A 12,065-nucleotide genomic window follows, 5' to 3' on the forward strand; every position below is an offset into this window, starting at 1 on the left:
CATGCCCAATTCTTTGATCCGCACGCTCCTGAGCGCCTGCCTGGCCGTGCTCGGTGGCACGGCCCATGCCGGCGAGATCGCCGTCATCGTCAAGACCACCAACTCGACCTACTGGCAGAACGTCAACAAGGGCGCCGAGGCTGCCATCAAGGAGGCCACCGGCCACACCTTGACCTTCTCCGGCCCGGCGAGCGAATCGGCCATCGCCGACCAGGTCAACCTGGTCGAGAACGCCATCAACCGGCGGGTCGCCGGCATCGTGCTGGCCCCGTCGGACCCGGACGCCCTCGTGCCGGCGATCAAGAAGGCATGGCAGGCGCGCATCCCCGTCGTGCTAATCGATTCGCACGTGTCCGAGGCCGGCAAGGCCTACTACCAGTCCTTCYTGACGACGGACAACCGCGCCGCCGGCGAGCTCTGCGCGAAGCAGCTGATCGACAAGATCGGCACCACCGGCAAGGTCGCCGTCATGTCCTTCGTGGCCGGGGCGGGCTCGGAGGTCGGCCGGGTCGGCGCGTTCACGAGCTACCTGAAGGCCCATTCCAAGCTCGAGATCGTCGGGCCGTTCTATTCGCAGTCGCAGATGGCCACCGCGATGAACCAGACCACCGACGTGCTGGCCGCTCATCGCGACCTCAAGGCCATCTTTGGCGCCAATGAGCCCACCGCCGTCGGCATGGGCCGCGCGTTGGTGCAGAGCGGCCGCGCGGGCCAGGTGGTCGCCATCGGCTTCGATGGCAACCAGGACCTGCAGAAGTTCGTCCAGGACGGCACGCTGGCTGGCATCGCGGTGCAAAGCTCGTTCCAGATGGGCCAACTCGGCGTCAAGACCGTCGTGGACGTGCTGCAGAAGAAGCCGGTGGCCAAGTTCCGCGACACCGGCGTCGTTTGGGTGACCAAGGCAAACCTGCAGTCGCCCGAGGCCAAGGCAGTCCTGTACTGAACCGCGCCTGCCAACTTCGATTGAGCGCATGCACGCCCTCCCCAGTCGCCCCCTCCCCGGTGCCGGGCTGCCGCTGACAACGCTGGGCCTGGGCGCTAGCGCGCTGGCGGGCCTCTACGAGGCCGTCAGCGATGCCGCGGCCACCGCCACGTTGCAGGCCGCCTGGCGCGCCGGCATCCGCTATTTCGACACGGCGCCCTTCTACGGCTACACGCGCAGCGAACGCCGGATCGGCGAGTTCCTGTCGCGCCAGCCGCGAGATAGCTTTCGACTCTCCACCAAGGTGGGGCGGCTCATGCGCGCCGATCTGACGGTGAAGGCCGGCAGTGACGGCTGGGCCGATCCCTTGCCCTACCGCCCCGTCTACGACTACAGCTACAGCGGCGTGCTGCGCTCCTTCGAGGACAGCCTGCAGCGCCTCGGACTGGCGCGCATCGACATGCTGCTGGTCCATGACATCGGCCGCCTGACGCATGGCGACCGTCACGCCGAGCATTGGCAGGCGTTGACCGCGGGCGGCGGCTTTCGTGCGCTGGAGGAACTGCGCGGCCAGGGCGTCGTGGGGGCCATCGGCCTGGGCGTGAACGAATGGGAAGTGGCTCAGGATGCTGTCGCCGCCGCGCCACTGGACTGTGTGCTGCTGGCCGGCCGCTACACCTTGCTGGAGCAGGGCAGCCTGGGATTCCTGAATCAGTGTGCGGCGACCGGCGTTGGCGTCGTCATCGGCGGCCCGTTCAACTCGGGGCTGCTGGCCGGCCAGGCCAAGTACAACTACGGCAGCGTGCCACTGGCGGTGATGCGCCAGGCCAATGCCCTGGACGCCACCTGCGCCGAGTTCGGTGTGCCCTTGCAGGCGGCTGCCCTGCAGTTCCCGCTCGCGCACCCGGCTGTCACCAGCGTGCTCGCGGGCATGCGGTCGGCCGAGCAGGTCGCGGCCAACGCGGCCTGGCTCGAGTGCCCGATCCCGCGCGAACTCTGGCATCGCCTGCGCGGCCGCGGGCTTATCGCCGGCGACGCGCCGTTGCCGGACGACCAGGAGGACTGATGAGAGTCGACGCGCACCAGCACTTCTGGCGCTTGATGGACCGCGAGGGCCAGTGGCCGCCCGCGTCGCTGCAGGCCATCCACCGCGACTTCGGGCCCGATGACCTCGCACCCGACCTGCAGGCCGCCGGCATCGACGCCACCGTCCTCGTGCAATCGCTGCCCAGTGCGGCCGACACGCACTGGATGCTGGCGCTGGCCGAGCGCACGCCGTGGGTGCGGGGCGTGGTCGGCTGGGTCGACTTCAAGGCCGCCAACGCGGCCGAGCAGATCGACGCTCTGGCGCGCCACCCACTGCTCAAGGGCCTGCGACCCATGCTGCAGGACTTGGCCGAAGACGACTGGATAGACGACCCTGCCTGCGCCGCTGCCGCCGAGGCCATGCAGCGACATGGCCTGGTGTTCGACGCGCTGGTGCTGCCTCGCCATCTACCCGCTCTGGCCCGCTTCGCTGCACGCCACCCGGCCCTGCCTATCGTCATCGACCATGCCGCCAAGCCCCTCATCGCGCGCGGCGAGACGCAGCCGTGGCAAGACCACATGGCCCGGCTGGCTGCCCTGCCCCAGGTCCACTGCAAGCTGTCGGGCCTGCTGACGGAAGCCGGTGAGCGGCGCGACGCCGCAGCGCTGCATCCCTATACACAGGCCCTCTGGACGCTGTTCGGCCCGCGCCGCCTGCTCTGGGGCAGCGACTGGCCCGTGCTCCGCCTGGCCACCGACTACGCCGACTGGTGGCAACTCGCCCACCAGCTGGCCCACCAGTTCCAACCCATTCCCCAGCCTGACGACCTACGTGCGCTGTTCGGGGGTAATGCCAATCGCATCTACCGCCTTGCCTTGACTGACTAGCACCATGCTGACTGTTTCCTGCGAATCCCCTGGCATCCTCGTCGCCCACGACCGCCCGCGCCCGGAGCGCGGCCCCGGCGAAGTGCTGCTGCGCGTCAAGCGTGTCGGCGTGTGCGGCACCGACCTGCACATCTTCACCGGCCACCAGCCCTATCTCAACTACCCGCGCGTCATGGGGCATGAGCTTTCCGGCATCGTCGAAGAGGCGGATGCGGACAGCGGGCTGGCCGCCGGCGACCCGGTCTACGTCATGCCCTACCTGTCCTGCGGCCACTGCATCGCCTGCCGCCAGGGCAAGACCAACTGCTGCGTGCGCATCCAGGTGCTGGGCGTGCACCGTGACGGCGCCTTTGCCGAGTACGTCAGCGTGCCGCAACGCTTCGTCGGCAAGGCGGGCGACATCACGCTGGACCAAGCCGCGATGCTGGAATTCCTCGCCATCGGCGCGCATGCCGTGCGCCGCGGTGAAGTCGCCGCTGGTCAGCGCGTGCTCGTGGTGGGAGCTGGCCCGATAGGCATAGGCGCGATGATCTTTGCGAGTCTGCGCGGCGCGGTCGTCACGGCCCTGGATGGCCGGCAGGACCGGCTCGATTTCGCGCTCAAGCATGCCGGCGTGGCCGCAGCCGTGCCGCTTGGCGAAGGCGACGAGGCGCAGCTGTCGCAACTCACCGACGGCGAGTTCTTCGATGTGGTCTTCGATGCCACCGGCAACGCCGGCGCCATGGAGCGGGGATTTCGCTTCATCGCCCATGGCGGCCGCTACGTGCTGGTGTCCATCGTGCAGGGCGATATCCGCTTCTCCGACCCAGAGTTCCACAAGCGCGAGGCCACGCTGCTGAGCAGCCGCAATGCCACGACTGAAGACTTCGAGACCGTCATGCGAGCGATCCGCCAAGGCCAGGTGCCCGACGGCGCGCTGGCCACGCACCGGCTGAGCCTCGCCGAGGTTCCGGCATCGTTTGCGCGCCTGCTGGACCCAGCGGAAGGCGTCATCAAGGCAATCGTCGAATGCTGAACGGAGCGATGAGCGCCGGCCATCCGATCCTGCAGTTCGGCACCAGCCGCTTCCTGCAGGCGCATGTCGACCTGTTCGTCTCGGAAGCCGCCGAGCGCGGCGAGGCCTTGGGCGGTATCACGGTGGTCCAGAGCACCCGCAGCCCGACCAGCACGATGCGCACGCAGGCCCTCGCTCGCGCCGAAGGCTTCGATGTCGTCGTGCGCGGGCTGTCGGGAGGGCAGGCCGTTGACGTGCGCAAGACCTGCCGGTCGGTGCGCGAAGCCTTCCTGGCCGCAGACGACTGGGCCGCGGTGCGAGCGCGCGTACGCGGGCCGGTGCAGGTGATCGTTTCCAACACCGGCGACGGCGGCTGGGCACTGGCGCCGCAAGACGACGCCGTGCTGCTGGCCGAAGAGGCGCCAGCGCCCACGTCCTTTCCCGCCAAGCTGCTGGTGCTGCTGCACGACCGCTGGCAAGCGCAACCGCATGCCGAGTTGACGCTGCTGCCCTGCGAGCTGGTGTCTCGCAACGGTGACACGCTGCGCGACCTCGTCGTGGGCCTCACGCGTGAGTGGCAATGCACGGCGGCCTTCATCGACTGGCTGCTGACGCAGCCGGTCTGGGCCAATTCGCTGGTGGACCGCATCGTGTCGGAAGCCCTCGATCCGGTGGGCGCCGTGGCCGAGCCCTACGCGCTGTGGGCCATCGAGGCGCAAGCCCGTCTGCAACTGCCTTGCCGCCATGCCGACATCGTCGTCACCGACGACCTCGCCGGCTACGAGCGGCTGAAGCTGTTCCTGCTCAACCTGGGCCACACGCTGCTGGCCGAGCAGTGGCTGTCGGGCCAGCACGGCAGGGAAATGACCGTGCTGCAAGCCATGCAGGAACCAACCCTTAGAGACCCGCTCGAACAGGCCTGGCAGCACGAGGTGCTTCCCGTCTTCGACGCGCTCGGCCAGGGCGAAGAGGCTCGCGACTACCTGGTCAGCCTGCGCTCCCGGCTGCTCAACCCCTTCCTCGCCCACCGCCTGGCCGACATCGCCCAGAACCACACGCTCAAGAAAGCGCGCCGCCTGCAGCCGGTCGTCGACCTCGCGCGGGAGCGTGTGMCCGGGCTGCCACAACCGCGCCTGCGCGCCGCGCTCGCCAACCACTGAACAAGGAGCACGCAATGCAACGCATGGGCATGGTCATCGGCATCGAGCCGGACCGCATCGCCGAGTACAAGCGCCTGCACGCCGCCGTCTGGCCGGCGGTGCTGGGCCGTCTGGCCCTCTCCAACATCCGCAACTACAGCATCTTCCTGCGCGAGCCGGAGAACCTGCTGTTTGGCTGCTGGGAGTACCACGGCAGCGACTACGACGCCGACATGGCGGCCATCGCCGCCGACGCCGAGACGCGCCACTGGTGGAGCTTCTGCGGCCCCTGCCAGCGCCCGCTGGACAGCCGTGCGCCCGGCGAGCACTGGGCATCGATGGAGTGCGTCTTCCATGTCGACTGAAGCCCCGGCGCCGCAGGCGTTGATCCAACTGCACGCCAATGACAACGTTGCGGTAGCCCGGCTGGCGCTGGCCGGCGACACCGTGGTTCCTCAGCCGGATGGCAGCTCCCTGCACGTCAGCACCCCTGTGGCTGCGGGTCACAAGGTCGCGCTGAGAGCGATTGCGCGCGGCGAGGTGGTGCTGAAGTACGGCCAGCCCATCGGCGTGGCCAGCACCGCCATCGCGGCCGGCGAGCATGTCCACGGGCACAACCTGGCCATGGGCCACGCTCCGGCGGCGCCTGCGGCGGGCGGCCCAGCGGCGGCGCAGGTCGCACCCAAAGAGACCGCCAGCTTCGAGGGCTATGTGCGCGCCGATGGCCGCGTCGGTACGCGCAACTACATCGGCATCGTGTCGACGGTGAACTGCTCTGCCAGCGTCTGCAAGGGCATCGCCCGCGCCTTCGAGGGGGCAGCGGCGCTGCCGGGCATCGACGGTGTCGTCGCCATCACGCATGGCAGCGGCTGCGGCATGAGCGACGGCGAAGGCCTGGAGCTGCTCAGGCGTACGCTGCGCGGCTATGCCAGCCATCCGAACTTTGCCGCGGTCCTCGTCGTTGGCCTGGGCTGCGAGGTCAACCAGGTGGGCGCGCTGCTCGACGGCATGCCGGCCGCCGCCCGCGTGCGCAGCCTGACCATCCAGCAGGCAGGCGGCACGCGCGAGGCCATCGCGAGTGGCCAGGCCGTCGTGAGAGAGCTCGCCGCCGAGGCCGCGCTGGCCCAGCGCAGCCGCGTACCGGCGTCGCGCCTCGTCGTCGGCCTGCAATGCGGCGGCTCGGACGGATATTCCGGCATCAGCGCCAACCCGGCCCTGGGCGCGGCGGTCGACCTGCTGGTGCGCCACGGCGGCACGGCCATCCTGTCGGAGACGCCGGAGATCTATGGCGCGGAACATCTGCTCACCGCACGCGCCGCACGGCCCGAGGTGGCCGAGCACCTGCTGGCCCGGCTGCGGTGGTGGGAGGGTTATGCCAGCCGCAACGGCGCCGAGTTGGACAACAACCCCTCGCCCGGCAACAAGGCCGGCGGCATCACGACCATTCTCGAGAAGTCGCTCGGCGCCGTCGCCAAGGGTGGCAGCAGCCCGTTGAACGAGGTGCTCGACTATGCGCAGCCGGTGCGGGCCCACGGCCTTGTCTTCATGGACACGCCGGGCTATGACCCCGTGTCGGCGACCGGCCAGGTGGCCGGTGGCGCCACGCTGATCTGCTTCACGACCGGCCGAGGCTCGACTTACGGCTGCAAGCCCACACCCTCGCTGAAGCTGGCGACGAACACGCCGCTGTTTGAGCGCATGCGCATGGACATGGACTTCAACGCCGGCGGCATCGTCGATGGCACGCAGAGCGTTGCCGAGGCCGGCGAGGCGCTATTTCAGCTGATGCTGGAGACCGCGTCGGGCAGAGCCACGCTCAGCGAAACGCATGACCTCGGCGACAACGAGTTCGTGCCGTGGCAGCTCGGTGCCGTCATGTGACCCGCGTCGCCGAGCCTCAGCATCAGTCGGCAATCATCCCTTCACCGCAGGGGCGGCTGGCTCACCAACCCAGCGGCCATGCGACGCCAGCAGGTGACTGCACATCGCAGCGGAAGCGGCCTGCGGATTGCGGGCCTCAAGTGCCCTGTAGATCGCCTCGTGTTCGGCCATGGCCGCCTGCCAGGTCTGTGTCGACTCGACCTGTCCGCTCATGCGCGATCCGATGGGGCTGTGCCGCCCATCGAAAAGCGTGCCGACGATGCCGACGAGGACCGAGTTGCCAGCCATCTCCGCAATGCTAAGGTGAAAGCGTCGGTCCGACTCCACGGGTTTGCGACCGTTGGCGTGGTCTTCGCGCATCGCCTCCAAGGCGTCTCCAACTCGCTGCAGCGCAGCCTTGCTCACTCGCGCAGCAGCCAGCGTGACGATTGAACTTTCAAGCACGACACGAGCCTGCATCAGCTCCGCCGGGCTTTCACCGAGCGATGACGTGGCGGGGTCGCCTCCGACCGGGGCGGCGCAGACATACACACCGGACCCACCGCGGATTTCCACTCGACCATCGATCTCCAGCGCGATCAGTGCTTCGCGCAAGGATGGACGCGAAACGCCGAGCTTCAACGCCAGTTCCCGTTCGGCCGGCAGCCGCGACCCCACCGCCACCCGCTCATCGTCGATGAGCGCGCGAACGCGGTCAGCGACCAGCTGATATTGCCGGCGCGATTCCCCTGCGCGGTTGTTGACCATTTAATGTTTGCTCCCAAATTGGACAGACCAAATGTTATCGCAATCAACGGCTTGCGACACATTGGTACAGAGGTCGCCCCGACAAACGATATCGGGGAATACACCGGTAAGACCAATCTCGGTCATTGTGGCAAAGTGGCTTGACCAAATCGGTTTGACCAATCACTGTACCCAAACGGACGGCCGGACGTCGATGACAGCGCTGCCCACAGCGCCAAGCGCACAACCAAAAGCGCAGGAGACCAAATGAAAGAGCCCCGCAGAACTTCAGTTTCGATGGCCGCACGGCCCGTGAGCCCTTCAAGGTGCGCGTGCTGCATCTGTGGTTCGGCACGTCGACGAACGCCGGGCGCATGGTCCTGAAGGTTGGCCCGTTGAGGCCCTGAATCCCATGGACATCTCCCCCACCTCCCGCCGCAGCTTCGTCGCCGCCTCCACCCTCGCCCCCGCCCTCACTTCCCTGTTGGCCGCCTTGCCCCAGTGGGTGCAGGCCGGCGCCGCCGGGGTCAGTGCCGATGCGCTGAGCCTCTGGTACGACCGGCCCGCCGGCCCGTGGATCGAGGCGCTGCCGGTCGGCAACGGCCGCCTGGGCACGATGGTCTTCGGCCGCCCGGCCCAGGAGCGCTTGCAGTTCAACATCGACACGCTCTACGGCGGCGGCCCCTACGTGCCGGACAACCCGAAGTTCCGCGAGGCCCTGCCCCAGGTGCGCAGCCTGATCGAGCAGGAGCGCTGGAAGGAGGCCAACGACCTCGTCTCCGAGGCGCTGATGGGCAAGCCCATCAAGCAGATGCCCTTCAGCGGCGCTGGTGACCTGTTGCTCGACTTCCCCGGCGTGAAGGCCGCGGCGCGCTATCGGCGCAGCCTGGACCTCGACAGCGCCATGGCCGTCACCACCTTCATCGACGGCAGTGGCCGCCACCGGCGCGAGACCTTTTGCAGCGTGCCGGACCAGGTAACGGTGATCCGGCTGGAGATCGAGGGCGACGGCACCATCGATCTCGACCTCGGCTACCGCCATGCTGATTACCAGCCCTATGGCGGCTTCGGTGATACGAAGTACGACGCAGATGGCGTCGTCTTCGTCGGCGCACCCTGGGACCACCGTGAATCGCTGAACGCCGAGAAGCGGCCAGCGTCGCTGGCGGTTCGCGCCGACGGCAGTGACGCGCTGCTGGTCGAGGGCCGCAATGCCGAGGCTTTCGGCATCCCCGGCCAACTGCGCTTTGCGCTGCGCGTACAGGCAGTGGGGGACGGCCGCATCGAGGCCAACGGCGACCGGCTGCGCGTGCGTGGCGCGCGCCAGCTGACGCTGCTTGTCTCCGGCGAGACGAGCTACGTCAACTGGCAGGACACCAGCGGCGACCCGGTGGCCGCCGTGCGCCAGCGCACCGCCGCTGCCGCGCGCAAGCCGTTCGCCCGGCTTCGCGAGGACCATCTGAAGGCACACCGTGCCTTGTTCCGCCGCCTGCACATCGACCTCGGCGGCCACGAGGCGGATGCCCGCTCCACCGACGCCCGCATCAAGGGCGTGCCCCGGCAGCCAGACGCTGCGCTAGCCGCGATGTACGTTCAGTACGCGCGCTACCTGTTGCTGTCTTCGTCGCGACCGGGCAGCCAGCCGGCCAATCTGCAAGGGGTGTGGAACGAGGTGCTGCACCCACCGTGGGAAGGCAAGTACACGATCAACATCAACACGGAGATGAACTACTGGCCCGCCGGGCCGGCGAACCTGCACGAGTGTGTCGAGCCGCTGCTGAAGATGGTGGAGGACCTGGCCGTCACCGGAGCTCGCACCGCGCGCAACAGCTACGGCGCGCGCGGCTGGGTCGCGCACCACAACACCGACCTGTGGCGCGCCACGGCGCCCATCGACGGCCCGCTGTGGGGCATGTGGCCCACGGGCGGCGCCTGGCTGTGCACGACGCTGTGGCAGCACTACCAGTACGACCCGAGCCCGGCCCGGCTGCGCCGGCTCGTGCCGCTGCTCAAGGGCGCCGCGCTGTTCTTTCTCGACACGCTGGTCGAGGACCCCAAGGGGCGCGGTCTCGTCACCTCCCCCTCGCAGTCGCCGGAGAACAACCACCATACCGACATCGCGCTGTGCGCCGGGCCGGCCATGGACCGCCAGATCCTGCGCGATCTGTTCGACGCGGCCATTGCGGCGCAGGCCCAGCTTGGCGAGGACGACCCGGCATTCACCGCTGCCGTCCGCAAGGCGCGAGCCCGCCTGCCGGCCGATCGCATCGGCGCGCAGGGCCAGTTGCAGGAGTGGCTGGAAGACTGGGATGCGTCGGCCACCGACCAGCAGCACCGCCACGTCTCGCATCTCTACGCCGTTTACCCCAGCGAACAGATCAATGTGCGCGACACGCCCGCGCTGGCCGAGGCCGCACGCGTGACGCTGAACAGGCGCGGCGACGAGAGCACCGGCTGGGCCACCGCCTGGCGGCTGGCGCTGTGGACACGCCTGGGCGATGGCGAGCGGGCCTACAAGGTGCTGCAAGGACTGCTGGGGCCGGCGCGCACCTATCCCAACATGTTCGACGCCCACCCGCCCTTCCAGATCGACGGCAACTTTGGCGGCGCCGCCGCCATCCTGGAGATGATCGTGCAGTCCTGGGGTGGCGAGGTGCATCTGCTGGCTGCGCTGCCCAAGGCCTGGCCCGAGGGGCGACTGCACGGTGTGCGGGCGCACGGCGGGCTGGAGCTGGATGTCGACTGGAAGGCTGGCCACCTGACGCGCGTGCGTCTGCGCGGTCCGGCCAAGGCGAGCGTCGCGCTGCGTTACCTCGGCCAACGCATCACGGCGAAGCTGGACGAACGCGGCCATGCCCGCCTGGACGCTGCCAACTTCATGCCGCGCGCATGACCATGCTGGACTTCGTCACACCTTCGGTCGCGTCGCATGGGGGAACCGCCCATGCGCAGCGTCGGCCGGACCTGGGTGACGGAACCTTCCTCAATCCCATCCTGCCCGGCGACCACCCCAACCCCTGCATCCTGAAGGACGGCGCCGACTACTACCTGGCCTGCTCATCGCTCCAGTTCACGCCCGGCCCCGTGATCTGGCATTCGCGGGACCTGGTGAACTGGTCGCCGATTGGCCCCGCGCTGACCCGCGCCATCGGCACGGTGGGGGCCGTGGACCTGGTCAGGCACAAGGGGCGCTACTTCCTTTACATGGCGGTGTTGCAGGCTGGTCGCGCATCCATCCACGCCGTGCACGCCGATGACATCGCAGGCCCCTGGAGCGATCCGGTCGACCTCGGCCTGACGGACTGCTTCGGCGCCGGCCACGTCGTCGCAGAGGATGGCAGCCGCCACCTGTTCGTGAATGGCGTACGCCGCGTCCAGCTGAGCGACGACGGCCTCGCGACCGTGGGCGGGCCTGTCCACGCTCACACGCCTGCGCACAGCGAGCATGACGCCGGGCCGCCATCGGCATTCACGTCCCCCGGCCCGCGGCTGATCTGTCGCGACGGCTACTTCTATCTGCTGGGTGCATCCGCAGGCGGGGGTGCTCAAACAGGCGAGCACGTTCTCACGGCTGCCAGGTCTTCCTCCGTCTTCGGCCCCTGGGAAGACTGCCCCTTCAACCCACTCGCGTGTGGCGACGCGACCTGGTCCACCAGTGGCAATGCCAGCTTGGTGGAGGGGCTCAACGGCGACTGGTGGCTGGCCTGCCACGGTCACGAGCAAGGCCACCGCACCCTTGGCAGGCAACCGCTGCTGCAGCCCATCGAATGGGGTCGCGACGGCTGGTTCCGCACCTGCGGTGGCGCGCTCGGCCGGCCCCAGCGCAAGCCTCGCTGGGCCCGGCCCTGCCCGGGCGTGCCGGCGTTAGCAGACGATTTCAGCGGCCAGCGCATCGGCCACCAATGGAGCTTCTTCGACGCCGGCCCGGACGAGCTGCAGCGCGCGCGCCATGGCGACCGAGGCCTCCTGCTCGCTGGCAAGGGCAGTGGCCTGGCTGACTGCTCGCCTTTGACTTGCGTCGTGGGTGACCACGCCTACGAGGCCGAGCTTGAGTTCGAGACCAGCGGCGATGCGCAGGGCGGCCTGGCCCTCTTTCACGACACACGCGGCTTCGTCGGCATCGGCATCGACGGCGACCGCATGCACACCTACAGCTACGGCCAGGCGCATCGCTGGATGCAGCAACCGGTCCAAGGCCGCCATCACCGCCTGAGGCTCACGCATCGCCGCCACCTGGTCAGCTTCCATCACGCCACCACCGACGGCTGCTGGATGCCCAACCCCTGGCTGCAGCAGGTCTCGGTGATGCACCAGAACACCTTCAACAGCCCGCACAGCCTGCGGCTGGCCTTGTTTGCCGCCGGTGCCGGAGATGTGTGCATGAAACGCTTCACCTACCGCCGCCTGGACGCTTGATCCATTGATCCATTGCTGCCACCCAAATCCATCGTCGTTGTCGGGATGTAGGCCGATGCACTGAGCCACGTCC

10 protein-coding genes are annotated in these 12,065 nt (G+C 68.7%); 9 read left to right on the plus strand and 1 reads right to left on the minus strand.

The window, feature by feature from the left end; all coding sequences use genetic code 11:
* Position 1 precedes the first annotated feature (1 nt).
* Genes ACXRVZ_RS09555 through ACXRVZ_RS09585 form a run of 7 tightly spaced genes read left to right on the plus strand, consistent with a single transcriptional unit; the run spans position 2 to position 6,850 of the window.
* Positions 2–943 (plus strand): substrate-binding domain-containing protein, encoded by a 942-nt coding sequence (locus ACXRVZ_RS09555; RefSeq protein WP_457421227.1) that lies wholly within the window; start codon positions 2–4, stop codon positions 941–943.
* 28 nt (positions 944–971) lie between these two features.
* Positions 972–1,988 (plus strand): aldo/keto reductase, encoded by a 1,017-nt coding sequence (locus ACXRVZ_RS09560; protein ID WP_457421225.1) that lies wholly within the window; start codon positions 972–974, stop codon positions 1,986–1,988.
* Positions 1,988–2,836 (plus strand): amidohydrolase family protein, encoded by an 849-nt coding sequence (locus ACXRVZ_RS09565; RefSeq protein ID WP_457421223.1) that lies wholly within the window; start codon positions 1,988–1,990, stop codon positions 2,834–2,836. The genes ACXRVZ_RS09560 and ACXRVZ_RS09565 overlap by 1 nt, the downstream gene beginning before the upstream one ends.
* A 4-nt stretch (positions 2,837–2,840) precedes the next feature.
* Positions 2,841–3,851 (plus strand): zinc-binding alcohol dehydrogenase family protein, encoded by a 1,011-nt coding sequence (locus ACXRVZ_RS09570; protein WP_457421221.1) that lies wholly within the window; start codon positions 2,841–2,843, stop codon positions 3,849–3,851.
* Positions 3,845–4,990, plus strand: coding sequence for a mannitol dehydrogenase family protein (locus tag ACXRVZ_RS09575; RefSeq protein WP_458232341.1), 1,146 nt, complete (start codon positions 3,845–3,847; stop codon positions 4,988–4,990). Before ACXRVZ_RS09570 ends, ACXRVZ_RS09575 begins: the two co-directional genes overlap by 7 nt.
* A gap of 14 nt (positions 4,991–5,004) precedes the next feature.
* Positions 5,005–5,334: an L-rhamnose mutarotase gene (locus tag ACXRVZ_RS09580; RefSeq protein ID WP_457421217.1), complete on the plus strand. Its 330-nt coding sequence runs from the start codon at positions 5,005–5,007 to the stop codon at positions 5,332–5,334.
* Complete coding sequence (locus tag ACXRVZ_RS09585; RefSeq protein WP_457421215.1) at positions 5,324–6,850, plus strand: UxaA family hydrolase; 1,527 nt, start codon at positions 5,324–5,326, stop codon at positions 6,848–6,850. Before ACXRVZ_RS09580 ends, ACXRVZ_RS09585 begins: the two co-directional genes overlap by 11 nt.
* Positions 6,851–6,883: 33 nt before the next feature.
* On the opposite strand, the gene ACXRVZ_RS09590 is transcribed toward ACXRVZ_RS09585, so the two are convergent.
* A complete protein-coding gene (locus ACXRVZ_RS09590) occupies positions 6,884–7,597 on the minus strand; it encodes a FadR/GntR family transcriptional regulator (RefSeq protein ID WP_457421213.1) in 714 nt (237 codons plus the stop codon).
* Between the two features lie 391 nt (positions 7,598–7,988).
* Between ACXRVZ_RS09590 and ACXRVZ_RS09595 the strand changes: the two genes are divergently transcribed.
* On the plus strand, positions 7,989–10,469 hold the full coding sequence (locus tag ACXRVZ_RS09595) for a glycoside hydrolase family 95 protein (RefSeq protein WP_458232342.1): 2,481 nt from the start codon (positions 7,989–7,991) through the stop codon (positions 10,467–10,469).
* Entirely contained in the window at positions 10,466–11,992 is a 1,527-nt protein-coding gene (locus tag ACXRVZ_RS09600; protein ID WP_457421209.1) for a family 43 glycosylhydrolase, read from the plus strand. Before ACXRVZ_RS09595 ends, ACXRVZ_RS09600 begins: the two co-directional genes overlap by 4 nt.
* Positions 11,993–12,065: the final 73 nt, after the last annotated feature.

The organism is Roseateles sp. P5_E8 (genome assembly GCF_054177665.1).